The sequence below is a fragment of the Kitasatospora arboriphila genome, from assembly GCF_039528095.1.
GTDB lineage: Bacteria > Actinomycetota > Actinomycetes > Streptomycetales > Streptomycetaceae > Kitasatospora > Kitasatospora arboriphila.
In genome coordinates, this window is record NZ_BAAALD010000054.1 from 33,579 (window position 1) to 56,508 (window position 22,930).

Sequence of the window (22,930 nt, forward strand, 5' to 3'; positions counted from 1 at the left end):
CTAGGAGAGCAGGGAAGCCTGATGGCGGAGCTTACGATCCGTCCGGAGGAGATCCGGGACGCGCTGGCCGACTTTGTCCAGTCGTACCAGCCGGACGCCGCCTCGCGTGAAGAGGTCGGCACGGTCACCGAGGCCATGGACGGTATCGCCAAGGTCGAGGGTCTCCCCTCGGTCATGGCCAACGAGCTGCTGAAGTTCGAGGACGGCACCCTCGGCCTCGCGCTGAACCTCGACACCCGCGAGATCGGTGTCGTCATCCTCGGTGAGTTCTCGGGCATCGAGGAGGGCCAGACGGTGCAGCGCACCGGCGAGGTCCTCTCCGTCCCGGTCGGCGAGGGCTACCTCGGCCGCGTCGTGGACCCGCTGGGCAACCCGATCGACGGCCTGGGCGAGATCGCCTCCACCGGCCGCCGCGCCCTGGAGCTGCAGGCCCCCGGCGTCATGGTCCGCAAGTCGGTCCACGAGCCGATGCAGACCGGCATCAAGGCCATCGACGCGATGACCCCGATCGGCCGCGGCCAGCGCCAGCTGATCATCGGCGACCGCCAGACCGGCAAGACCGCGGTCGCGATCGACACGATCATCAACCAGCGCGACAACTGGCGCTCCGGCGACCCGAAGAAGCAGGTCCGCTGCATCTACGTCGCCGTGGGCCAGAAGGGCTCCACCATCGCGTCCGTTCGCGGCGCCCTGGAGGAGGCCGGCGCGCTGGAGTACACCACCATCGTGGCCGCTCCCGCCTCCGACCCGGCGGGCTTCAAGTACCTCGCCCCGTACACCGGCTCCGCCATCGGCCAGGAGTGGATGTACGACGGCAAGCACGTCCTGATCATCTTCGACGACCTGTCGAAGCAGGCCGAGGCCTACCGCTCCGTCTCCCTGCTGCTGCGCCGTCCGCCGGGCCGCGAGGCCTACCCGGGTGACGTCTTCTACCTGCACTCCCGCCTGCTGGAGCGCTGCGCGAAGCTCTCCGACGAGCTGGGCGCCGGCTCGATGACCGGTCTGCCGATCATCGAGACCAAGGCCAACGACGTCTCGGCGTACATCCCGACCAACGTCATCTCCATCACCGACGGCCAGTGCTTCCTGGAGTCCGACCTGTTCAACGCCGGCATCCGCCCGGCCGTGAACGTCGGCATCTCGGTCTCCCGCGTCGGTGGCTCCGCCCAGATCAAGGCCATGAAGTCGGTCGCCGGCCGCCTGCGCCTGGACCTGGCCCAGTACCGCGAGCTGGAGGCGTTCGCCGCCTTCGGTTCCGACCTGGACCCGGCCTCCAAGGCCCAGCTGGAGCGCGGTGCGCGCATGGTCGAGCTGCTGAAGCAGGGCCAGTACCAGCCGTTCCCGGTCGAGGAGCAGGTCGTCTCCATCTGGGCCGGCACCACCGGCAAGCTGGACGACGTCCCGGTCGCCGAGATCCGCCGCTTCGAGCGCGAGTTCCTCGACCACCTGCGCCTCGAGCACAAGGGCATCCTCGCCGGCATCGTCGAGACCCAGAAGCTCGAGGACGGCACCGTCGACGCGCTGACCAGCGCGATCGAGGGCTTCAAGCAGGGCTACACCACGGCTGACGGCAAGCTCCTGTCCGAGCAGGCCTGAGTCCGGTAACGAGGGAAAGGACGTAACGACCCAATGGGAGCACAGCTTCGGGTCTACAAGCGCCGGATCCGCTCTGTCACCGCGACGAAGAAGATCACCAAGGCGATGGAGATGATCTCCGCGTCGCGCATCGTCAAGGCGCAGCGCGCGGTGGCCGCCTCCACTCCGTACGCCGATGAGCTCACCCGGGCGGTGACGGCGGTGGCCACCCGGTCCAACGCCAAGCACCCGCTCACCACCGAGAACCCGCAGGCCACCAAGGCCGCCGTCCTGCTGATCACGGCGGACCGCGGCCTGGCCGGCGGCTACTCGACCAACGCCATCAAGCAGGCCGTCGCGCTCAGCGCGAAGCTCCGCGACGAGGGCAAGGACGTGGTGACCTACATCATCGGTCGCAAGGGCGTCTCGTACTACAACTTCCGTAACCTCGAGGTTGCGGGGTCGTGGACGGGCTTCTCCGACAAGCCGACCTACGGCGACGCCAAGACCGTGGCGAGCGACCTCATCGAGGCGTTCATCGCGGAGACCGGCGGCGTGGACGAGCTCCACCTGGTCTCGACGAAGTTCGAGTCGATGCTGACGCAGACGGCGGTCGACGCCCGACTGCTGCCGCTGAAGCTGGACGAGGTCGAGCTCAGCGACGAGTCCAAGGCCAAGAACGAGATCTTCCCGCTGTACGACTTCGAGCCGTCGGCGGAGGGCGTTCTGGACGCGCTGCTGCCGCGGTACGTCGAGAGCCGGATCTACAACGCGCTGCTGCAGTCGGCCGCCTCCGAGCACGCCGCCCGCCGGCGCGCGATGAAGAGCGCGACCGACAACGCCGGCGAGCTCATCAAGTCGCTCACGCGGCTTGCCAACTCGGCCCGACAGGCCGAGATCACCCAGGAAATCAGCGAGATCGTCGGCGGCGCCAACGCCCTCGCCGACGCTAGCCGCGGGAGCGAATGAGTATGACCACCACTGTTGAGCCGACCACGGCGACGGGCCGCGTCGCGCGGGTCATCGGCCCGGTCGTCGACGTGGAGTTCCCCGTCGACGCGATTCCGGACATGTTCAACGCCCTGCACGTCGAGGTGGAGAACCCCGACGGCACGGGCAAGAAGACCCTGACCCTCGAGGTCGCCCAGCACCTCGGCGACGGCCTGGTCCGCGGCATCTCGATGCAGCCGACCGACGGTCTGGTCCGCGGTGCGGAGGTGTCCGACACCGGTGCGGCCATCTCCGTGCCGGTCGGCCAGATCACCAAGGGCAAGGTGTTCAACGCCCTCGGTGAGGTGCTGAACACCGACAAGGCGGAGTTCGAGGCTGCGGTCACGACCCGCTGGCCGATCCACCGCAAGGCTCCGGACTTCAAGGACCTCGAGTCGAAGACCGAGATGTTCGAGACCGGCATCAAGGTCATCGACCTGCTCACCCCGTACGTCACGGGTGGCAAGATCGGTCTGTTCGGTGGTGCCGGTGTCGGCAAGACCGTTCTGATCCAGGAGATGATCTACCGCGTCGCCGAGAACTTCGGTGGTGTGTCGGTGTTCGCCGGTGTCGGCGAGCGCACCCGTGAGGGCAACGACCTGATCCACGAGATGGTGGACTCGGGCGTTCTGGACAAGACCGCGCTGGTCTTCGGCCAGATGGACGAGCCGCCGGGCACCCGCCTGCGCGTCGCGCTGTCCGCCCTGACCATGGCGGAGTACTTCCGCGACGTCGAGAAGCAGGACGTGCTCCTCTTCATCGACAACATCTTCCGGTTCACCCAGGCCGGTTCCGAGGTGTCGACCCTGCTCGGCCGCATGCCCTCCGCGGTGGGCTACCAGCCGAACCTGGCCGACGAGATGGGCCTCCTGCAGGAGCGCATCACCTCGACCCGCGGTCACTCGATCACCTCGATGCAGGCGATCTACGTCCCCGCGGACGACCTGACCGACCCGGCGCCGGCGACCACCTTCGCCCACCTGGACGCGACCACCGTTCTGTCGCGCCCGATCTCGGAGAAGGGCATCTACCCGGCGGTCGACCCGCTGGACTCGACGTCCCGCATCCTGGACCCGCGCTACATCGCGCAGGACCACTACGACACGGCCATCCGCGTCAAGGGCATCCTGCAGAAGTACAAGGACCTCCAGGACATCATCGCGATCCTCGGTATCGACGAGCTGAGCGAGGAGGACAAGATCACCGTCCACCGCGCCCGCCGCATCGAGCGCTTCCTCTCGCAGAACACCTACGTGGCGAAGCAGTTCACCGGCGTCGACGGCTCGACCGTGCCGCTGTCGGAGACCATCGAGGCCTTCAACGCGATCGCGGACGGCAAGTACGACTCCGTCCCGGAGCAGGCCTTCTTCATGTGCGGTGGCATCGAGGACCTCGAGAAGAACGCTGCCGAGCTGGCGAAGAAGTAATCAGGCCGACGTGATGGCCGAGTGACTGTGAGGGGTGGTCCCCGTCTCCCGGGGGCCACCCCTCACGGCACACAGCGGCTGTGATCCCGGTCATCTCCGTGTCCCTGGTTTCATGACAGGGGTGCGGGCCCGTTATTCTTACCGAAACCATCGAGTAATCGACGGTTTCAAGAGCCTAGGAGCCCACGTTGGCTGAGCTGCACGTCGAGCTGGTCGCAGCCGACCGCAAGGTGTGGTCCGGTGCGGCCACCATCGTCGTCGCCCGTACGGCCTCCGGTGACACCGGCATCATGCCCGGTCACACCCCGGTGCTGAGCGTGCTGGAGAGCGGTCCGGTCACCATCCGCACCACCGACGGCGGGACGGTCCTCGCCGCGGTGCACGGTGGTTTCATCTCCTTCGCCGACAACAAGCTCTCCATCCTCGCCGAGGTGGCCGAGCTGGCGGACGAGATCGACATCGCCCGCGCCCAGCGCGCGCTGGAGAACGCCCAGTCGGAGCTCGACGCGCACGCCGAGCGCCGTGCGGAGGTCCGCCTGGTGGCGGCGCGCGGTCTCAAGGCCCACGCCTGAGCACCCGACCCTGACAGCGGGGTCGACCGACGGTCCCGGGGACGCGGAAGCGTGACCCCGGGACTGTCGTATCAGTTGGTAGGACAGGGCGGCCGGTGACACGGCCGTCACGGGGAACGCAGGAGCGAGGAGGTCGGTGAGCATGGTCCTCGCCCTTGTGGTGTGCGCGGCGATCGTCGCCTTCGCCGTGATCGGACTGACGGTGTTCGCGGTACGCCGCCGAGTCATCCAGCGAGTAGGCGGGACGTTCGACTGCAGTCTCCGGCTCAAAATGCCTGCGGACGCCTCGACGCAGCCCGACCTCGACGAGAACGGCCAACCCACCCCGGCCCCGGTCCACGTGACCGACGGCAAGGGGTGGGTTTTCGGTATCGGGCGGTACAGCGGCGACTCCATCGAGTGGTTCCGGGTCTTCTCGTACGCCCCGCGCCCGCGGCGCGTCCTGCCGCGCACCGAGATCGAGGTCCTTGGCCGGCGCTATCCCGAGGGCCAGGAGGAACTGGCCCTGCTCTCCGGTTCGGTGGTGCTGCGGTGCCTGCACGACGGCGCCCCGCTGGAGCTCGCCATGAGCGAGGACGCGCTCACCGGCTTCCTCGCCTGGCTGGAGGCGGCCCCGCCCGGGCAGAGGGTCAACGTCGCCTGACCGTGTGGGCTGGTTAACACCCCCTAACACGCGCCCCGCGTCGGCGCTAGGCTGCGGCCATGGTGAACCTGACGCGCATCTACACCCGCACCGGTGACGACGGCACGACCGCCCTCGGCGACATGAGCCGCACCACCAAGACCGACCCGCGGCTGATCGCGTATGCCGACACCAACGAGGCCAACGCCGCGATCGGCGTGGCCCTGGCGGTCGGCGCGCTGCCGGCCGACGTGTCCGCGGTGCTGACGCGGATCCAGAACGACCTCTTCGACGTCGGCGCCGACCTCGCCACCCCGGTGGTGGAGAACCCCGAGTACCCGCCGCTGCGGGTCGAGCAGGGCTACATCGACCGGCTGGAAGCCGACTGCGACCACTACCTCGGCGGGCTGGAGAAGCTCCGCAGCTTCATCCTGCCCGCCGGCACCCCGGGCGCGGCCCACCTGCACCTGGCCTGCACCGTGGTGCGGCGGGCCGAGCGGTCGACCTGGGCGGCGATCGAGACGCACGGCGACACCGTCAACCCGCTCACCGCCAAGTACCTCAACCGGCTGTCGGACCTGCTCTTCATCCTGGCCCGCACGGCCAACAAGGAGATCGGCGACGTCCTCTGGGTGCCGGGCGAGAACCGGTAGCGCACGGCGGCACCGGCGCTCACGGCCGGCGGTCGGCCGCAGCCCCGGGCCCGCGCTTGGGGAAGACGGTGTAGCTGCCGGCGATCACCAGGTTGATGCCGACCACCAGGGCCATCCGCGGGTACCAGGAGTCCAGGCCACGGGTGCGGGCGTCGTCGCCGACCAGCCACTGCACGGCGGCCACCAGCGCGACGGTCAGCACGGAGGCCGCCAGGGTGCGGGCGAACATCCGCCACTCGTGGGCGGCCTTCGCCGCGCCGTACTTCGGCGGCCCGGCCGGGCGCGGTGCGCCGGCGAGCCGGTGCGCGGCGTGGCCGTCGGCCCACCGCACCAGGTGGTGGCCGTAGGCGACCGAGAAGCCGACGTAACTCGCGGCGAGCCCGTGCGTCCAGTCCGCGACGGTGCCGCCGCGCAGGTCCGCGACGGTCGCCGCGAGGATCACCAGGTCCACCACGGGCAGCAGCATCAGCAGGACGGCGCCCGTCCGGCGCAGCCGCAACCCGTACCGGACCGCGAGCGCGGCGGCCAGCACCACCCAGAAGCCGATCTCACCGGCGACGATCAGGGAAACCATGCGGACCAGCCTGTCGCGCACGCGGCGCCCGCGCGTCGTCGCCGGGGGTGATCCCGCCTCTGCCCTTCGATGTACGGCAGGTTCCTTCCACAGGTGGGTCCGGGTGCCTGCGGCGGATGGTGGGATGGTGCCGTGACCCTCACTCCGCGCCGGCACGACGCGCTCATCGCCCTGGCCGGCCTGCTCGGCGGCCTGGTGCTGATCGCGTTCGGCGCCTACGACCGCACCGACAGCGTGCCGCGCTGGGCGGCGGCGCTGCCGCTGTTCGCGATGGCCGGGCTGGAGCTGTTCCGGCGCACCCGGCCGGTCTGGACGGCCACGCTCGGCGGCCTCGTCCTCGCGGCCGGCCTCGTCGCCGGCTCGGTGCTGGCGACGCTGGTGATGTACACCGACCTGCTGTACGCGGCGGTGCTCTACGGCCCGCCGCGGATGGCGAAGGTGCTGCACCTGACCGGCGGCGCCACCACCCTGGTGCTCTCCGGGCTCACCGCGCTGTACGCCGAGGTGCCGAACGCGCTGCTGGTGGCCGGGTTCTGCGGGCTGATCTTCCTCGCCCCGGTGTGGACGGCCGACCTGCTCCGACGGCACCAGGACCGGGCCGAGGCGGAGCGGCTGCGCGCCGAGCAGACCGCCCTGCTCGCCGAGATGGACCGCCGGGCCGCGGTCTCCGCCGAGCGCGCCCGGATGGCCCGCGAGCTGCACGACGTGATCGCCAACCACCTGTCGGCGATCGCCATCCACGCCACGGGCGCGCAGTCCGTCGCCCGCCGCCAGGACCGCCCGGCGGACGACCCGGTGGTCGCCGCCCTGGCCGTCGTCCGGGAGAACAGCGTCCAGGGGCTGGCCGAGATGCGCCGCATGATCGGCCTGCTGCGGCGGGGTGCCCCCGCGGGCCCGCTCGCGGTGGGCGAGAGCGGCGAGGAGTCGTACGCCGCACCGCGGCTCGCCGCCCTGGACGCACTGCTGGACCGGGCCAGGGCGGCCGGGCAGGAGGCGGGCCTCGCCTTCGAGGCGGCGTCGTCCGGGGAGCCGGGCGAGCTGCCGGCGCCGCTGGAGCTGGCCGCGTACCGGATCGTCCAGGAGTCGCTGACCAACGCGGTCAAGCACGCCGCCCCCGGCACCGTCCGGCTGCGGGTGGAGTACCGGCCCGCCGACGTGGTGGTCGCCGTGGACAGCCCCTACCGTGAGGACGCCGGCCCCGGCCGTGCGCTGCACGGCGCCGGGGCGGGGCTGGTCGGGATGGGGGAGCGCGCCGAGCTGCTGGGCGGCGACTTCGAGGCGGGGCCGCAGGACGGCCGGTGGCGGGTGCGGGCGGTGCTGCCGCGCGAGACGAAGGGGGCGGACGGATGACCGTCAGGGTGCTGGTCGCGGAGGACCAGGCCGCGGTGCGGGCCGCGCTGGTGATGATCCTGCGGTCGGAGCCGGGGATCGAGGTGGTCGGCGAGGCCGCGGACGGCGAGGAGGCCGTGCGGCTGGCACTGGAGCTGCGCCCCGACGTGGTGCTGATGGACATTCAGATGCCCCGGCTGGACGGCGTGGAGGCGACCCGGCAGGTCGTCGCGGCGGACGCCGCGCAGGTGCTGGTGCTGACCACCTTCGACCTCGACGACTACGTCTACGGTGCGCTGCGGGCGGGTGCGTCGGGCTTCCTGCTCAAGGACGTCGACGCGGACGGCCTGGTCGAGGGCATCCGCACGGTCGCCCGCGGCGACGGCATGCTGGCGCCCTCGGTGACCCGCCGGTTGATCTCGGCCTTCGCACGGCCCGGCCGCCAGGGTGCGGCGGAGGCCCGGGCCGCCGTCGCCGAGCTGACCGGCCGCGAGCGCGAGGTGCTGGCCTGCCTCGGTGCCGGGCTGTCCAACGCCCAGATCGCCGAGCGGCTGGGCACGGCCGAGGGCACCACCAAGACGCACGTCAGCCGGATCCTGGCCAAGCTGGCCCTGCGCAGCCGGGTGCAGGCCGCCGTGCTGGCCCAGGAGCTGGGGATCCTGCCCGTCGACGGTCCCCGGGAGGGCGCCGGGCCCGGCGGTGGCCCAGGGGTGCGGTGACGGTCCGTCAGCGCCGGTCGAGGGCCTGCCGGGCCTTCGCGGAGTCGTCCGGCCACACCATGAGCCGCGGGCCCGCGCTGGTCTCCACCAGGGTGTGCCGCACCCCCTCGGCGGTGAGCAGCGCGGACATCCGCAGGGCGTCGTCCGGGTCGGTCGGCGAGGCGACGCTCACCAGCAGCCCGTACTCGTCCGGGTTGCCGGCGCGCGGCCGCCTGGCCACCAGGGAGCGCCCGCGGCCGTACGTCCAGCGCAGCAGCAGCACCAGCACCCCGGTCAGCCCCAGGCCGATCAGGAGGGCCAGCAAAGGGTGCACCGCGGTCATCGCGCCAAACCCCTCCGCCGTCGGGTACAGATCACACTCCACATTCTCACCGTTCGGCGCCCGGGGGCATTAGAGTCACGGGCCGTGAGCGGCGCGGCTCCGGGGGAGGGACCCCGCCCTGACCGTGCCACGCCCAGCGCCTCCCGGCCCCGACCGGCGACCGGCGCCCACCAGCACTCGGGAGACCCTGCCATGAGCAACGCACCCACCCAGCGGATCGCCGTGATCGGCGCGGGTCTGATGGGCGCAGGCATCGCCCAGGTCTCGGCGCAGGCCGGGCACCCGGTGGTGCTGCGGGACGTCACCGAGGCCGCACTGCAGCGCGGCCTCGACGGCATCCGGGCCTCGTACGAGAAGTTCGTGGGCAAGGGCCGGATGACCGCGGAGGAGGCGGAGGCGGCGCTCGGCCGGATCACCACCACCACCGACCTGGGGGCGGCCGGCGAGGCCGACATCGTCGTCGAGGCGGTCTTCGAGCGGCTGGACGTCAAGGAGGGCGTGTTCCGCGAGCTCGACAAGATCGCCAAGGACGGCGCCGTCCTCGCCACCAACACCTCGGCCATCCCGATCACCCGGATCGCCGCCGCGACCTCCCGTCCGGAGAGCGTCGTCGGCGTCCACTTCTTCTCGCCGGTGCCGCTGATGCGCCTGGTCGAGCTGGTCCGCGGCTACAAGACCAGCGACGGGACGCTGGCCGCGGCCCGCGCCTACGCCGAGGGCGTCGGCAAGGAGGTCGTGGTCGTCAACCGCGACGTCGCCGGTTTCATCACCACCCGCCTGATCACCGCCCTGGTCGTCGAGGCCGCCCGGCTGTACGAGTCCGGCGTGGCCTCCGCCGAGGACATCGACACCGCCTGCCGGCTCGGATTCGGCCACCCGATGGGCCCGCTGCAGACGGCGGACCTGACGGGCGTCGACATCCTGGTGAACGCGGCCCGCAACATCTACGCCGAGACCCAGGACGAGAAGTTCGCCGCTCCGGAGGTCATGGCCCGCATGGTCACCGCCGGCGATCTCGGCCGCAAGAGCGGCCGCGGTTTCTACCCGTACGAGGGCTGATGCGCGGGCCGGGTCGCCGCGGTGGGGTGCGTGACGCCCCCCGTGTGACCCGGCCCTCACAACGGCGCACCCGCGCGGGTGAGTTTGCTCACGATGCTGCCGCAGACGGGTGATTTGGGCGGTAATCGAGCGTAGGTATGGGGAGTTCCTGCGTATATTCCCTCGGACGGGTGAAGTTGCCTCGCACTCCGCCGAAGGGGAGAAACCTGCGGAGTTGGTTGACCGTCAGACGAGGGGGAGACCGGCGCGGCCCCCGGTGCGCGGCGTCACGTACGCCCGGCCGGCCCGGGCCCCGGAACAACCCGAACGACGAGCGGAGGAGGAGAGCGTGCGCATCACCGGCGACCACAACGGCCTGGCCATCGAGGGCCGGCTCGACGTGCGCAGCGCCGCCGACGCCCGTGCCGTCCTGCACGCCGCCGTCGACGGCGGCCAGGGCGACCTCGTGCTCGACCTCGGCCGGCTGGAGTTCTGGGACGCCACCGGTCTCGGCGTCATCATGGGCACCCACCGGCGGGCCGGCCGGATCGGCCGCCGCCTCGTCCTGCGGCACGTCCCCGCCCAGCTCCAGCGTCTGCTGGTCGCCACCCGGCTGCACCGCATCCTCGCCGTCGAGGGCACCGTCCCCGACGCCTACGGCACCTCGATGCCCGCCCTCGGGAGCCTCCCCACCGGGCCGCTGATCCTGCCGACCGCCTGATCCCTGCGCCCCGCCCCGAAAGCCCCGGCACCCCCTGTAGGACCACCCGAAACGTTACTTGGGGGTACCGGTCTGTGCTGCGCGCGGCGAGTGTGGAAAAGTCTGCGCTCACAAGCACGGCCGCACGGGTTCGGACCCGGCGCGCGGCCGGTCCGACGCCGTCCGGCAGCAGCCCGGCGGCCGACCATGGGCGGAGCACGAACGTGGGACAGCCGACCGGTGATTTCGGGCAGGAAGGCGTACGCCCCCGCACCGGCGAGGTCGTCTCCGGAGACCTGCTGCTGGCGATCGGCGGACCGGACGGCTCCGAGGCCCGCCCCTGCCCGGACGGCTGGCGCCCGGAGCCCCGCCGCATCCGCGACCGCCGCCAGGACCGGCCCGAACTCGGCCCCAGCCCCGCCGTCGGGCCGCTCGCCATGGGCAGCGCCGCCGCCGACCTGCCGCTGCTGGACCGCGAGGACGACATCGCCCGGCTCCTGGCGGCACTCTCCGAGGGCCGCTCCGTCCGCCTCGTCGGCCAGGCCGGCTCCGGACGCAGCACCCTGCTCGCCGCCGTCGCCGACGCCGCGGCCGGGATCGCCCCGGACGGCGTCGTCCGGCTCAGCGGCCACCACCGCACCGGCGCCGACCTGCTGCAGGACCTCTTCGCCGCGACCCACCACGCCCCCGGCTACCGGCCCGACCGCCGCGCCCTGGCCTCCCTGCTCTCCCAGGTCGGCGCCGTCGTCGTGATCGACGACCTGGACGTCGACGACGAGGAACTCGCCGAGCTCCTCGACGCCGCCCCGGACTGCGCTTTCCTCGTCACCGTGCCGCCCGGCAGCCCGGTGCTCACGCCCGGCCTCCGGCTGGAGGACCACCCCGTCGCCGGCCTCGCCAAGTCCGCCTGCCTGGCGCTGGCCGGCCGCCTGGCGGGCCGTCAGCTCGACGAGACCGAGCGGGCCTGGGCGGTCGACCTGTGGTTCGAGTCCGAGGGCCTGCCGCTGCGCTTCGTCCAGGCGGCCGCCCTGCTCCGCCAGCGCGACATCTCCGTGGACACCCTGGTCGCCGCGCAGGAGGACCGCAACAACGTCTTCGGCCTGGTCAAGGAGATCAGCGAACCGGACGACCCGGCCGTCCTCGAGGGCGAACTGCGCCGCACCGTCCCGCTGCCGACCGTCGCGGAGAGCGCGGCGCCCGCCGTCCGGCTCGCCGAGGGGCTCAGCGAGTCCGCGCAGGCCGTGCTGCGGCTCTCGCTGGCGTTCGGCGGCGAGTGCCCGACCGCACCGCACCTGCCGGCCCTGATCGACGTCGGCCTCGGCGAGAGCGCACTGCGCGAACTCGTCGACGCCGGCCTCGCGGTGTCCGTCGGCGGCCACCACCGGCTCACCACCGGCGTCCAGGAACTCCTCGCGGGCCGCTTCGACCCGGGCACGGTCGCGTACGGCGCCGCCGAACACTTCTCCTGGTGGGTCGGGCACGGCTCGGTCACCACCGAGCAGATCGCAGCCGAGGCGGAGGTCCTCGTCGGAGCCCTGCTCGCCGACCGGGCCGCCGACCGCCCGGAGGCCGTGCTGCGGCTCGCCCGCGCCGCCGCCCCGGCACTGGCCCTGTCGCTGCGCTGGGGGGCCTGGGAGCGCGTCCTCAAGCTCGGCCTGGAAGCGGCCCGGGTGCTGCGCGCCACCGCCGAGGAGGCCTGGTTCCACCACGAGCTCGGGGTGCTCGCCCTGTGCGTGCACTCGGACCAGCGGGCGCTCGCCGAACTGGAGTCCGCGGTCGCGCTGCGGGCCGCCTTCGGTGACCCCAACTCCGGTGCCGCCGGGCGGCGGATGCTGGACCTGCTGAAGTCCGAGGCCCGGCAGCTGCCCGCGGGCGAGGAGCCGTCGACCGGTGGCCGACGACCCGTCATCAGAGCCATCGCGAAGGCCCCTTGGCGGCTCGCCGCGGCGAAGAAGGGGTCGGACGTCAAGCGGGCCGCGATCGCCGGAGCGGCGGCCGTGCTGGCGCTGGGCGTCCTGGGCGCCGCGATCGGGCTCAACACCGGCGGCGAGGACTCCGCGGGCAACGGCCGCACCCTGCCCGGCACCTCGGTGGACGACACCACCACCGGGGACGACCTGCCCGCGGCCACCACCTCCGGCTCCCCGACCGCCGCACCGAGCGGCAGCCCGTCCGAGAGCCCCTCGGCGTCGGCCTCGGCCTCGGACTCCGAGTCGCCGTCCGCCTCGGCGAGCACCACCGGCACCCGCAAGCCGACCGCGACCAAGACCACCGCACCCGCCCCGGGCCAGACCAGCAAGAGCCCGAGCACGGGCACCAGTACGACCGCGTCGCCGTCGCCGACCACCAGCGCCTCGCCGACCGCGACCGCCCCGACGAGCCCGACGCCCACCGACACCGGTTCGGCGTCGGCGGGCTAGGGGCGGGTCGGGCGGCCTAGAACAGCTTCAGCTTGTCGTCGTCGATGCCGCGCAGCTCGTCGTAGTCGAGCACCACGCAGCCGATGCCGCGGTCGGTGGCGAGGACGCGGGCCTGCGGCTTGATCTCCTGGGCGGCGAAGACGCCCTTCACCGGGGCCAGCAGCGGGTCCCGGTTGAGGAGTTCGAGGTAGCGGGTGAGCTGCTCGACGCCGTCGATCTCACCGCGGCGCTTGATCTCCACCGCCACGGTGGCGCCGTCGGCGTCCCGGCAGAGGATGTCCACCGGGCCGATCGCGGTCGGGTACTCGCGGCGGATCAGCGACCAACCGGCACCGAGGACCTCCATGCGGTCGGCGAGCAGCTCCTGCAGGTGTGCTTCGACGCCGTCCTTCACCAGGCCGGGGTCGACGCCCAGGTCGTGCGAGGAGTCGTGCAGCACGTCCTCGAGCGTGATGATCAGTTTTTCGCCGGCCTTGTTGACCACCGTCCAGGTGCCGTCCGCCTCCTTGAGCGTGCAGGGCGGCGACATCCAGTTGAGCGGCTTGTAGGCGCGGTCGTCGGCGTGGATGCTGACGCTCCCGTCGGCCTTCACCAGGATGAGGCGGGTGGCGGACGGGAGATGGGCGGAGAGCCGTCCGGCATAGTCGACGGAGCAGCGGGCAATTACGAGACGCACGGTCGACCACGCTAGCCCACCGGGGCCAGTTGATGCGATTCCGCGACGACGGGGTGAAGAATTCGCGCATCCGGCGAACCATGGTGTCCGCGCGGTCACAGGCCGTGCACGCGGCCTCCGCTCGGCGTTGCCTGGCGGGTGCCGTTCCACGGGGATGGAGACTCGCGATGAACGCTGCGACACGATCCGGCCAATCTCGCCGTTGCGGCACCGATTCCGATGGTATTCGACGCATTCGCTCGTCGCGCTGAGCGATCGCCTGTCACCCTGGTGTGAGCGTCCGTCGTCCTGCGCGACCGCACGCTGGCGCGCCGGCGCACGCCCGTGCGGCGGTGGTGCGCCCGGGCGCCACCCGCCCACCGTCACCACCGCTCCCGCGGCTCCCTCGCCGGGCCTCCCGGGCGCGGTCTGATCATCCGTCATCCCGACCGGCCGTCAGGTCGGCGGGAACGGCGGCCGGTTCGCGCGCACGGACCGGGCAGGGCCGCACCACCGAGAACGACCGCACCAGCCGCAAGACCACCCCGGCGGGCCGCGCCGCGGTGGACCGCGAGAGGAGAACCCAATGTCGCTCGACGTCTCACCGGCCCTGCTCGAGAAGGCCGAGAGAGGCGAGGTCGACGAGAGGGAGTTCGTCGACTGCGTCCGTACCTCCCTCCCGTACGCCTGGGAGCTGATCAGCTCGCTGGTCGCCCAGACCAAGGTCGACGGCACCGACTTCGCCGACAACCACGTCCCGCCGCCCAGCGAGCAGGCCCGCGGCCAGCTGCTGCGCGCGATGGCCAGCGACGCGATCCGGGGCGCCCTCCAGCGGCACTTCGGCGTGCGGTTGGCGTTCCAGAACTGCCACCGGGTGGCGGTCTTCGCCCCGTCCGAGGCGAACGAGGAGCGCTACGCGCGCTTCACGTCCGTCCGGGCCCAGCTGCTCAACCAGTCGCCCGAGCTGCGCGACTGCTGACACCGGCCGACGGGGCCGGCCGGGACCACACCGGCCGGCCCCGTCGGCTGTCCGGGCACCCGGCGTCAGCCCAGCTCGGGGAGGACCTCCGAGCCGAGCCGCTCGATGTTGTGCAACGTCGCCTCGCGGTCGCCGGAACCCTCCGCGAGCAGCGCGAAACGGCGGATCCCGGTGTGCTCGGCGGTCGCCAGCAGCCGGTCCGCGCACTGCCGCGGCGTACCCACCGCGTGCAGGTCGCACAGCAGCTCGGTGTACGCGCGCGGGTCGCGCATCCGGCGCTCCCGCCCGTCGACCGTGCGGTGCGCGCCGAGCCCGTACTCGAACCAGCCCGGCATCGACCGCAGCAGGTCGGCCCGGGCCGCCGCCGTCCGGTCCGCGACCTGCACCACGCCCGCCGCGACGTGCTCCCGCTCGACGCGGGCGAGCTGCTCCTCACCGCGCCCGCAGGCCCGCCAGGCCTCCCGGTAGGCGGCGAGCATCTGCTGCTTGTCCTCGTCGCCCGAGTGCATGCCGAGCAGCATCGGCAGACCTCTCTCGGCAGCCGTGCGCACCCCGTTGGGGGAGGTGCAGGCCATCACCACCGGCGGGCCGGACTGCGCCCGCCCGCCCGGCTCCTGGCGCTGCCGGGGGAAGTTCCGCAGCGGGTCGGCCTCCGCCTCGGGGCCGCCGAGGCCGAGCCAGTCCGCGAGGCCGCCCGGGCGGAGCGGCTCGGAGGCCCGCGGCACCACCGCCACCTCCGGGAAGGAGAACTGCGGCCCGTCCGCGCCCACCCGGGTGCCGTGCAGCCAGCGCAGCAGCAGGTCCAGCCGCTCCGGGAAGCCCGACTCGTAGGCGTCCACGCCGGTGCCGAAGACGTCCAGGTCGATCCACGGGCCGCCGCGGCCCACCCCGAGCGTGAACCGGCCACCGGAGACCAGGTGCAGCAGCGCCGCCCGCTCGCCGAGCGCCACCGGGTGCGCGGTGGACAGCACGCTCACCGCGGTGCCGACGCCGATCCGGCGGGTCCGGCCGAGCAGCAGCCCGGCCAGGGTCGCGGCGTCCGGGCAGACGCCGTACGGCACGAAGTGGTGCTCCGCCAGCCAGACCGCGTCCAGGCCGGCCCGTTCGGCGGCGACCGCCGCGTCCACCGTGCGGGCCAGCACCTCGCCGTGGCCCTGCCCGGGGAACTGCGCGGAGAGCAGGAACGCGCCGACCGCGATCCGGTCGGTGGCCGCGGGGCGGGGCAGCAGCGCCGTCGCCGGGGCCGTGCCACCCCCCGGGCCGGGCTGCTGGTCGGTCTCGGGCCGCCGGCTGGTCTTGGTCATCGGGTGCCTCCTCGGGGGTGCGCAGGGACTGCGAACCCCGCTGTCTCACCACGTGAGTAGCCGATGTCATGTGCCAAAGGCACGCCGTTTCACCAATTTCCCAGGAGAACGGGTGGATCTCACCCAAAACACCTGAGATCGCGCGGATGTCGTGATAGTGGCACGGGTGGCGGTGCGGCGGCCCGTACCCTGGAGGGGTTCCCGTGCCCGGTCCGAGAGGTGGTTCGGCGTGTCGCCGCGTCGCAATCGTGAGAAGAGCTCCGCCCCCCGCGAGGACGCCCCGGCGGCCCCGTTCGGCGGCTCGCTGCGCCGCGTCGAGAGCTACCGCGGGGAGGACTGGGTCGTGCAGACCGTCGCCGGCTCCCAGGGCCGGCACTACCGCTGCCCGGGCTGCGACCAGGAGATCCCGTCCGGCGTCGGCCACGTCGTCGCCTGGCCCGACCACGGGCCGGGGGTGGAGGACCGCCGGCACTGGCACCGCGCCTGCTGGGGCGCCAGGGAGCGCCGCGGCGCGGGCGTCCAGCGGGGGCGCGGCGCACCGCGGTACTAGGGCTCGGGACCGCCCGGGGGCGGCCGTGGCCTGACGGCCGGTCAGGCGTCGCGGGTGCGGAGCACCAGGATGCCTCCGGCGAGGGCGGCCAGGGTCCAGGTGAGGCAGATCAGGAAGCCCGCGCCGGGGCCGAACGGCTGGTTGTGCTCCTGGTAGACCAGCAGCATTCGCTGGCCCGCGTAGTCGGGGAAGTAGTGGGCGACCGTCTTCACCTTCGGCACCGCACCGAGGATCGGCGACAGCAGGAAGAAGAACGGCACCAGCACGCCCAGCGCCAGCGTCTGGTTGTGCAGCATCGCGGTGACCCCGGCCGAGAACAGGCAGATCATCGTCAGGTAGCCGGCCGCGCCGAAGACCGCGCGCAGCACGTGCGGCTCGGTGATCGTCGTGCTGTGCCCGCCGAGCAGTGCCTGCCCGGTGAAGAAGGTGATGAAGACGGTGGCCAGCGCCACCGCGAAGGCCGCCAGGGCGATCACCACGGCCTTGCCGACCAGCAGGGTGGCGCGCTGCGGGACGGCCGCCAGCGACACCCGGATCATGCCGCTGCTGTACTCGTTGCCGACCGCCAGAACCCCGAAGACCACCATGGCGATCTCGCCCAGGATGATCCCCGCGAACGCGGTGCCGGTGGCGTCGAACGGCGCGTTCTTCGGCGCGAAGTCGGCGAAGTTGTTGTTGGCCAGCGTGCAGATCAGCGCGCCGAGGCCGAGCGTGACGACGAAGGCGAGCCCGAGCGTCCAGACCGTGGAGCGGACGGTGCGCAGCTTCGTCCACTCGGACTGGAGGATCGCGGGGAACGCGGCCATCTCAGTTCTCCTTCTGCTTGCCGCGGGCCTGCCAGTCGGAGCCCCAGGCCGGTGCGGGCGGTGCCGACGGTGCGGCGGGGGATCCGTCCACGGCGGCCCCGCCCGGCCCGGCCGGGCCGACCGGGCGGGGGGAGCCGGCCTGGTACTCGACCGAGTCCGAGGTCATCTGCATGAACGCCTCCTCCAGGGAGGCCTGTTGCGGGCTCAGCTCGTGCAGGGTGATCCGGTGGTCGGCGGCGAGTTCGCCGAGGAAGGCCAGGTCGCCGTCCGGGACCTCCAGGGAGCCGTCCGGGCCGGGGTCGGCGTGCAGGCCGGCCCGGTGCAGGGCGTCCAGCAGCAGTTCGGGCTGCGGGGTGCGCACCCGTACCGACGAGCGGGAGTTCTGCTTGATGAAGTCGGCCATCGGCAGGTCGGCGAGCAGCCGGCCGCGGCCGATGACCACCAGGTGGTCGGCGGTCAGCGCCATCTCGCTCATCAGGTGCGAGGAGACGAACACCGTCCGGCCCTCCGCGGCGAGGCCCTTCATCAGGGTGCGGATCCAGACGATGCCCTCCGGGTCGAGCCCGTTCACCGGCTCGTCGAACATCAGGATCTCCGGGTCGCCGAGCAGCGCCGAGGCGATGCCCAGGCGCTGGCTCATGCCGAGCGAGAAGCCGCGGGCCCGTTTGCGGGCCACCGCGCTCAGGCCGACCAGTTCGAGCACCTCGTCGACCCGGCGGGCGGGGATCCGGTTGCTCTGCGCCATCCACAGCAGGTGGTCGCGGGCGGTGCGGCCCGGGTGGACGGCCTTGGCCTCCAGCAGGGCGCCGATGTACGAGAGCGGCTCGGCGAGCTGCCCGTACCGCCGTCCGTCCAGGGTGACCCGGCCGGCGGTGGGGCGGTCCAGGTCGAGGATCATCCGCATCGTGGTGGACTTCCCGGCGCCGTTCGGGCCCAGGAAGCCGGTCACCACTCCGCGCGGGACCGCGAAGCTCAGTCCGTCCACGGCCAGCGTGTCGCCGTAGCGTTTCGTCAGCTGGTGCAGCTCGATCATGTCCGCTCCCTCAGTCCTCGTCAGGCTATGACAAAAGGGACATACGGCTGCGGTGGCTGCGTCCCCTCGGCGAGCCGCAATACGGTGGCTGCATGAGCCTCCCCAGCGCGCCGGCCGCGCCCGAGAACGGCACCGGGACCCCGATCGTCCTGTTGCACGCCTTCCCGCTCTCCGCCCGGATGTGGGCCTGCCAGCTGGAGCGGCTGCCCGGCCCGGCCGGCGAGGCCGCCCGGGTGATCGTCCCCGACCAGCGCGGCTTCGGCAGCGCCCCGCTCGGCCGGGACGAGCCCTCGCTGGACGCCGTCGCCGACGACGTCGCCCGGCTGCTGGACGCGGCCGGCCTGGAGCGGGCCGTCGTCGGCGGCCTGTCCATGGGCGGCTACGTCGCCATGGCCTTCGCCCGCCGCCACGGCGAGCGGCTCGCCGGCCTGCTCCTCGCCGACACCAAGGCCACCCCCGACACCGAAGCGGCCCGCGCCAACCGCGAGCGGATCGCCCGCGCCGTCGAGGCCCGCGACAGCGTGCAGATCCTCGCCGACGAGAAGATCGAGACCGGCCTGCTCGGCCCCGCCACCGACCCGGCGCTGACCGCCCACGTCCGCGCCATGATCGCCGAGGCCCCGCCGGCGGCGGTCGCCTGGGCCCAGCGCGCCATGGCCGCCCGCGGCGACTCCCTGGAGGTGCTGCGCGGCGTCCGCGTCCCGGCCGCCGTCATCGTCGGCGAGGCGGACGCCGTCACCCCGCTCGCCGAGGCCCGGCTGATGGCCGAGGCCCTGCCGGACGCCGAACTCACCGTCATCCCCTCGGTCGGCCACCTCAGCTCGCTGGAGGCCCCCGAGACCTTCAACGCCGCCGTCCGCGCCCTGCTGCGCCGCGTCCGAGGCTGAGCCCGCCGGCCCGGCCGGGGCGGGCGCCGTGCCCCCGCCCCGGCCCGCGGCCCACCGCCGCGACAGCGACACCGTGCCGGCCGGCAGCGCGTACCGGCCGACCCGGGTGACCGCGTCGCTCGGCACCACCGCGCCGTCCTTCACCGAGTCCGGTCAGCAGGCGCGTCCCGTGACCGGGTCGGTCTGCCCGTGCGGCACCCGCAGCGGGATGCGCCGGACGACCTCGACGCCGTCGCCGCGGGCCAGCCGGATGCGCACGACCTGCGGGGTGCGGTCGGGCTTCAGGAAGATCTCGTCGGTGTCCGACGGGGCGTCGGCGTTCGGCCCGCGGTCGGTGACCGTCCACAACTCCCGGCCCGAGGGGTCGGCCGGAAAGAGGCCGCTGAAGCCGCCGAGGGCCGGCCAGCCGCCGATCGGGGCGGGGAGCGGTACGTCCGGGCGCCGTCGTGGCGCGGCGCGGGCAGGTCCGCGGCGGAGGCGCTCGCCCAGGCGGCGGTCGGGGCGCTCAGAGCCGGGGCGGCCGCCGCGAGCACGGCGGAACGGGTGAGTCGCACGGCCGGTCGGCCTCATGCGCCGCCGGGAGCCGGCGAGCGGATCCGGACCGGCGGGGCGCCGGCCGCCCGGTGAACGGCGAAGCGGCCCCCGCCCGGAGGCGGGGGCCGCGTCACGGCACGGGCGTCAGCGCGACTGCTGGACCGGGACGCCCAGGTCGTCGGAGGGCGAGCCGGCCGCGGCCACCGCCGCACCGGTCAGCGTCGCCAGCATCTCGCGGACGTTGGTCAGCTGCGCGTTGATCGAGTCGCGGCGGTTGGTGAGCGCCGCCAGCTCGCGCTCGGACTCGCTGCGGACCCGGTCGGCCTTGGCGTTGGCGTCGGCCACGATGTCCTCGGCCTGGCGCTGCGCGGTCTCCACCGTCTGGCGGGCACGGCGCTCGGCGTCGGTGCGCAGCTTCTCCGCCTCCAGGCGGAGCTGCTCGGCACGGTGCTCGATCTCCGCGAGGCGCTTCTCCGCCTTCGCCTGGCGGGCCGCCAGGTCGCGCTCGGACTGCTCGCGGCGCTTGGCCAGGTTGGTCTCGAACTCCAGGGCGGCCTGCGCGGCCTTGGTGCGGGTCTCCTCGAAGAGGGCGTCCGCCTCCTCGCGCTTGTTCTGCGCGTCCTTGTTGGCCTCGGCCCGCAGCTGCGCCGCGTCGCTCTTGGCCTTGTCGACGATCCGCAGGCCCTCGTCCTCGGCCTTCGCCTTGCGGTCCTTGGCGTAGTTCTCCGCCTCGGTGCGGACCTGCTGGGCGGCGGCCTCGGCCAGCTCGCGGTGCTGCTCGGCGGCGCGGTGCGCCTCGTCGCGCAGGTCCTTCGCCTCCTCCTCGGCGAGGCGGAGGATCTTCTCCACCCGGGCGCCGAGGCCGGCGTAGGACGGCTCCGCCTCGGTCACCGCGGCCTGGGCGGTCTGCGTCTCCAGGTGCAGCTCTTCGATGCGCTTCTCCAGCGCACCGATGCGGGACAGCGCGCTGTCCCGGTCGGCCACCAGCTTGGTGATCCGCTCGTCGACCTGGGCGCGCTCGTACCCACGGCGCACCAGGTCGAAGCCGTGGGGGGAGTGACTGTCGCTCATGGGGATTAGGGCTTCCTGTCGTCAGACCGCTGAGGTGGTTGAGGGAATCCTGACACGTTATCGGAGTGTCTTCGGCGAAATGCCGATGAGTCACGGACAATGTCCGCTCAATCGGGTGGCGGGCTTCCGGGGCGATTGCCCCCCGACCGCTGGGCGCCCACACCGGCCCCCGCCCGGGGCGCCCCGTCCTTCCTGTTTCCCCCGTTGGCCTGCTGCACCGGCGACGGCGCCTCGAACGCCTCCAGGGCGGACAGCACGTCCTGCACCCTGGAGATCTCGGTGTTGATGTCCTTGCGGCGCCGCACCAGCTCGTCGAGTTCGCGCTTGCCCTCGTCGGTGATCCGCTTGGCCTCCGCCCGGGCCTCGGAGAGGACCCGCTCGGCCTCCTCCTCGGCCAGCCGCAGCTGCTCGGACGCGGACTCGTCCGCCTTCTGCAGCCGCTTCTCGGCCTCCTCGGCGGCGGCCTCGATCTTGCCGGCGGCCTCCTCCTCGGCGCCGGTGAGCTTGGCCTCGGCCTTCTCGATCAGCTTCTCGGCACGGTCGGTGGAGTCGGCGAGCTTCTGCTCGGCGCCCTTCAGCAGGCCCTCGGCCTTGCGGACGGCCGCGATCCGGACCTTGCTCGCCTCGGCGGACGCCTCCGACGTCAGCTCGGCGGCCCGCTCCTCGGCCGCGGCGACCAGCTTCGCGGCCCGCTCCTCGGCCTCGGCGACCGTCGCGACGGCCTGGTCCTCGGCCTCGGTCAGCTGCTCCTGCGCGGCGGTGACCAGCGTGTCGACCCGCTCGCCGGCCGACTTCATGGCCTGCGCGTTCTCCTTGCGGGCCCGCTCGTGCAGCGCCTCGATCTCGGCGTCCGTCCGCTCGCGCAGCTCCTCGGCGCGCTCGCGGATCGCCGTCGAGTCCCGGCGGGCCTCGGACAGCAGGGCGTCGGCGTCCGACCGGCCCTTCTCGACCTCGGCCTGGCCCGCGGCCTCGCCGGCCGCGACCAGCCGCTCGGCCTCCTTGCGGGCGGCGGCCACCATCGCGTCCGCCTGCTCCTCGGCGGCCGCGGTGGTCGCGAGCGCCGTGGTCTGCGCCTCCTCGCCGAGCTGCTCGGCGTCCGCGAACGCCTTCTCCAGCACCGAGGTGGCCTGCTCCCGGGTGGACCGGTCGAACTGCTCGGCGGCCTCCCGCAGCTCGATGTCGTACGCGTCGGCCCGGCTGCGGGTGGACGCGTCGTAGTCGTCCGCGAGCCGGCGCGTGGCCAGCGCGTACTCCTCGGCCTCGGCGCGCAGCGCCGCGGAGAACTCCTCGGCCTCGGCGACCGCGGCGGTGGACCGCTCCTCGGCGTCGGCCAGGGTGCGGCGGGCCTCGGCCTCCGCCTCGGCGCGCCGCTGCTCGGCGAACTCGGCGGCGGCGGCCCGCTCCTTCTGCGCCTCCTCGCGCAGCGCGGTGTCGAAGGCGACCGCCTCGGCACGCTGCTGCTCGACCTCGGCGGCGGCGGCCTCCCGGTCGGCGGCCAGCTCGGCGGAGATCCGCTCGCGCAGCTCGGCCGTCTCCCGCTCGGCGGTCTCGCGCAGCTCCCGGCTCTCGCGCTCGGCGGTGGCCCGCAGCTCGGCGATCTGCCGGGACGCGGCCTCGTGCAGACCCGCGACCGAACTGCGGATCCCGGCGGCGTCCTCCTCGGCCGCGGCGGTGAGCGACTCGGCGTCGGCCCGCGCCTTGCGGAGCGTCTCCTCGGCCTCGGTCCGGGCCTTCTCCAGCTCCTCGGCGGCCTCCGCGGCGAGCGTGCCGGCCTGCTCGCGGGCGGCGTCCAGCGCCTCCGCGGCCTCGGTGCGCAGCTGCCGGGCCTCGGCCTCGGCGGTGTCGGGCGGCGCGGCCGTCTCGCCCGCGGTGCGGATGGTCAGCTCGGCGGCCTCGCGTTCGGCGGCCTCCCGCGCGGCGCGGGCGGCGGCCAGCTGCTCGCCGGTCTCCTCCTGCTCGCGGCGGAGCCCCTCGGAGGCGGCCTCCCGCTCGCGGCGGGACTCCTCGCGCAGCGCGGCGGCGTGCGCCTCGGCGGCACCGCGCTCGGCGCCGGCCCACTCGTCGGTCTCGGCGCGCAGCGCCTCGGCCGCGGCGGCGGCCCCGGCACGGACGGCCTTCGCGTCGGCGGCGACCTCCTCGCGCAGCCGGTCGGCCTCGGCGGGGGGCTCGC

The 22,930-nt window shown here is 73.4% G+C and carries 22 protein-coding genes and 1 pseudogene; 14 read left to right on the plus strand and 9 right to left on the minus strand.

The genetic code is table 11. The features are described 5' to 3' along the window. Positions 1-21: 21 nt before the first annotated feature. The 6 genes from atpA (at position 22) to ABD353_RS25010 (ending at position 5,839) form a co-directional block, all read left to right on the plus strand. Positions 22-1,596, plus strand: a complete 1,575-nt coding sequence (gene atpA, locus ABD353_RS24985; RefSeq protein ID WP_344625909.1) for a F0F1 ATP synthase subunit alpha — start codon at positions 22-24, stop codon at positions 1,594-1,596. Positions 1,597-1,629: 33 nt separating this feature from the next. Next, complete coding sequence (locus ABD353_RS24990) at positions 1,630-2,544, plus strand: F0F1 ATP synthase subunit gamma (RefSeq protein ID WP_344625910.1); 915 nt, start codon at positions 1,630-1,632, stop codon at positions 2,542-2,544. 2 nt (positions 2,545-2,546) lie between these two features. After that, a complete protein-coding gene (gene atpD / locus ABD353_RS24995) occupies positions 2,547-3,992 on the plus strand; it encodes a F0F1 ATP synthase subunit beta (protein WP_344625911.1) in 1,446 nt (481 codons plus the stop codon). A gap of 188 nt (positions 3,993-4,180) precedes the next feature. Continuing rightward, the gene (locus ABD353_RS25000; protein ID WP_263103635.1) at positions 4,181-4,564 is read left to right on the plus strand and encodes a F0F1 ATP synthase subunit epsilon; all 384 of its coding nucleotides are present in this window, start codon (positions 4,181-4,183) and stop codon (positions 4,562-4,564) included. 142 nt (positions 4,565-4,706) lie between these two features. Beyond that, a complete protein-coding gene (locus tag ABD353_RS25005) occupies positions 4,707-5,207 on the plus strand; it encodes a DUF2550 domain-containing protein (RefSeq protein WP_344625912.1) in 501 nt (166 codons plus the stop codon). A 59-nt stretch (positions 5,208-5,266) separates the two neighbouring features. After that, complete coding sequence (locus ABD353_RS25010; RefSeq protein WP_344625913.1) at positions 5,267-5,839, plus strand: cob(I)yrinic acid a,c-diamide adenosyltransferase; 573 nt, start codon at positions 5,267-5,269, stop codon at positions 5,837-5,839. A gap of 19 nt (positions 5,840-5,858) precedes the next feature. On the opposite strand, the gene ABD353_RS25015 is transcribed toward ABD353_RS25010, so the two are convergent. Further along, complete coding sequence (locus ABD353_RS25015; protein WP_344625914.1) at positions 5,859-6,413, minus strand: hypothetical protein; 555 nt, start codon at positions 6,411-6,413, stop codon at positions 5,859-5,861. A 132-nt stretch (positions 6,414-6,545) separates the two neighbouring features. Between ABD353_RS25015 and ABD353_RS25020 the strand changes: the two genes are divergently transcribed. Then, on the plus strand, positions 6,546-7,763 hold the full coding sequence (locus ABD353_RS25020) for a sensor histidine kinase (protein ID WP_344625915.1): 1,218 nt from the start codon (positions 6,546-6,548) through the stop codon (positions 7,761-7,763). Next, entirely contained in the window at positions 7,760-8,461 is a 702-nt protein-coding gene (locus tag ABD353_RS25025; protein ID WP_344625916.1) for a response regulator, read from the plus strand. Before ABD353_RS25020 ends, ABD353_RS25025 begins: the two co-directional genes overlap by 4 nt. 7 nt (positions 8,462-8,468) lie before the next feature. Here the strand turns inward: ABD353_RS25025 and ABD353_RS25030 are convergent, their stop codons facing one another. Continuing rightward, positions 8,469-8,783, minus strand: a complete 315-nt coding sequence (locus tag ABD353_RS25030; RefSeq protein ID WP_344625917.1) for a hypothetical protein — start codon at positions 8,781-8,783, stop codon at positions 8,469-8,471. Between the two features lie 192 nt (positions 8,784-8,975). Between ABD353_RS25030 and ABD353_RS25035 the strand changes: the two genes are divergently transcribed. The 3 genes from ABD353_RS25035 (at position 8,976) to ABD353_RS25045 (ending at position 12,941) form a co-directional block, all read left to right on the plus strand. Then, positions 8,976-9,842 (plus strand): 3-hydroxyacyl-CoA dehydrogenase family protein, encoded by an 867-nt coding sequence (locus ABD353_RS25035; protein WP_344625918.1) that lies wholly within the window; start codon positions 8,976-8,978, stop codon positions 9,840-9,842. 328 nt (positions 9,843-10,170) lie between these two features. Next, a complete protein-coding gene (locus ABD353_RS25040) occupies positions 10,171-10,542 on the plus strand; it encodes an STAS domain-containing protein (protein WP_344625919.1) in 372 nt (123 codons plus the stop codon). 203 nt (positions 10,543-10,745) lie between these two features. Beyond that, on the plus strand, positions 10,746-12,941 hold the full coding sequence (locus ABD353_RS25045) for an ATP-binding protein (protein WP_344625920.1): 2,196 nt from the start codon (positions 10,746-10,748) through the stop codon (positions 12,939-12,941). Between the two features lie 16 nt (positions 12,942-12,957). Here ABD353_RS25045 and nucS read toward each other — a convergent pair whose 3' ends face one another. Beyond that, positions 12,958-13,617, minus strand: a complete 660-nt coding sequence (gene nucS / locus ABD353_RS25050) for an endonuclease NucS (protein WP_263103625.1) — start codon at positions 13,615-13,617, stop codon at positions 12,958-12,960. Positions 13,618-14,182: 565 nt separating this feature from the next. On the opposite strand from nucS, the gene ABD353_RS25055 reads away from it, so the two are divergent. Next, positions 14,183-14,575 carry an SCO5389 family protein gene (locus ABD353_RS25055; RefSeq protein ID WP_344625921.1) on the plus strand — a complete coding sequence of 131 codons (393 nt, stop codon included), beginning with the start codon at positions 14,183-14,185 and terminating at the stop codon, positions 14,573-14,575. A gap of 65 nt (positions 14,576-14,640) precedes the next feature. On the opposite strand, the gene ABD353_RS25060 is transcribed toward ABD353_RS25055, so the two are convergent. Further along, complete coding sequence (locus ABD353_RS25060; protein WP_344625930.1) at positions 14,641-15,774, minus strand: LLM class flavin-dependent oxidoreductase; 1,134 nt, start codon at positions 15,772-15,774, stop codon at positions 14,641-14,643. Between the two features lie 334 nt (positions 15,775-16,108). On the opposite strand from ABD353_RS25060, the gene ABD353_RS25065 reads away from it, so the two are divergent. Continuing rightward, positions 16,109-16,429, plus strand: coding sequence for an ATP/GTP-binding protein (locus ABD353_RS25065; protein WP_344625922.1), 321 nt, complete (start codon positions 16,109-16,111; stop codon positions 16,427-16,429). 41 nt (positions 16,430-16,470) lie between these two features. Here the strand turns inward: ABD353_RS25065 and ABD353_RS25070 are convergent, their stop codons facing one another. Together ABD353_RS25070 and ABD353_RS25075 are read right to left on the minus strand one after the other, a co-directional pair. After that, a complete protein-coding gene (locus ABD353_RS25070; RefSeq protein ID WP_344625923.1) occupies positions 16,471-17,235 on the minus strand; it encodes an ABC transporter permease in 765 nt (254 codons plus the stop codon). Between the two features lies 1 nt (position 17,236). Then, positions 17,237-18,268, minus strand: a complete 1,032-nt coding sequence (locus tag ABD353_RS25075; RefSeq protein WP_344625924.1) for an ABC transporter ATP-binding protein — start codon at positions 18,266-18,268, stop codon at positions 17,237-17,239. 92 nt (positions 18,269-18,360) lie between these two features. Between ABD353_RS25075 and ABD353_RS25080 the strand changes: the two genes are divergently transcribed. Further along, on the plus strand, positions 18,361-19,155 hold the full coding sequence (locus ABD353_RS25080) for an alpha/beta fold hydrolase (RefSeq protein ID WP_344625925.1): 795 nt from the start codon (positions 18,361-18,363) through the stop codon (positions 19,153-19,155). Between the two features lie 153 nt (positions 19,156-19,308). On the opposite strand, the gene ABD353_RS25085 is transcribed toward ABD353_RS25080, so the two are convergent. The 3 genes and pseudogenes from ABD353_RS25085 to ABD353_RS25095 form a co-directional block, all read right to left on the minus strand. Beyond that, complete coding sequence (locus ABD353_RS25085; RefSeq protein ID WP_344625926.1) at positions 19,309-19,503, minus strand: hypothetical protein; 195 nt, start codon at positions 19,501-19,503, stop codon at positions 19,309-19,311. Positions 19,504-19,833: 330 nt separating this feature from the next. Next, positions 19,834-20,760, minus strand: a complete 927-nt coding sequence (locus ABD353_RS25090) for a coiled-coil domain-containing protein (protein WP_344625927.1) — start codon at positions 20,758-20,760, stop codon at positions 19,834-19,836. Positions 20,761-20,867: 107 nt separating this feature from the next. Beyond that, positions 20,868-22,930 (minus strand): annotated as a pseudogene (locus ABD353_RS25095) (hypothetical protein); the annotation flags it as partial.

Bases quoted from the DNA above. Each gene is read 5' to 3' on its own strand.
- ABD353_RS25035 (WP_344625918.1), top strand. From the start codon at position 8,976: ATGAGCAACGCACCCACCCAGCGGATCGCCGTGATCGGCGCGGGTCTG.
- ABD353_RS25030 (WP_344625917.1), bottom strand. From the start codon at position 8,783: ATGACCGCGGTGCACCCTTTGCTGGCCCTCCTGATCGGCCTGGGGCTG.
- ABD353_RS25025 (WP_344625916.1), top strand. From the start codon at position 7,760: ATGACCGTCAGGGTGCTGGTCGCGGAGGACCAGGCCGCGGTGCGGGCC.
- ABD353_RS25005 (WP_344625912.1), top strand. From the start codon at position 4,707: ATGGTCCTCGCCCTTGTGGTGTGCGCGGCGATCGTCGCCTTCGCCGTG.
- ABD353_RS25010 (WP_344625913.1), top strand. From the start codon at position 5,267: ATGGTGAACCTGACGCGCATCTACACCCGCACCGGTGACGACGGCACG.
- ABD353_RS25080 (WP_344625925.1), top strand. From the start codon at position 18,361: ATGAGCCTCCCCAGCGCGCCGGCCGCGCCCGAGAACGGCACCGGGACC.
- ABD353_RS24990 (WP_344625910.1), top strand. From the start codon at position 1,630: ATGGGAGCACAGCTTCGGGTCTACAAGCGCCGGATCCGCTCTGTCACC.
- ABD353_RS25090 (WP_344625927.1), bottom strand. From the start codon at position 20,760: ATGAGCGACAGTCACTCCCCCCACGGCTTCGACCTGGTGCGCCGTGGG.
- ABD353_RS25070 (WP_344625923.1), bottom strand. From the start codon at position 17,235: ATGGCCGCGTTCCCCGCGATCCTCCAGTCCGAGTGGACGAAGCTGCGC.
- ABD353_RS25015 (WP_344625914.1), bottom strand. From the start codon at position 6,413: ATGGTTTCCCTGATCGTCGCCGGTGAGATCGGCTTCTGGGTGGTGCTG.
- ABD353_RS25075 (WP_344625924.1), bottom strand. From the start codon at position 18,268: ATGATCGAGCTGCACCAGCTGACGAAACGCTACGGCGACACGCTGGCC.
- atpD (WP_344625911.1), top strand. From the start codon at position 2,547: ATGACCACCACTGTTGAGCCGACCACGGCGACGGGCCGCGTCGCGCGG.
- ABD353_RS25055 (WP_344625921.1), top strand. From the start codon at position 14,183: ATGTCGCTCGACGTCTCACCGGCCCTGCTCGAGAAGGCCGAGAGAGGC.
- atpA (WP_344625909.1), top strand. From the start codon at position 22: ATGGCGGAGCTTACGATCCGTCCGGAGGAGATCCGGGACGCGCTGGCC.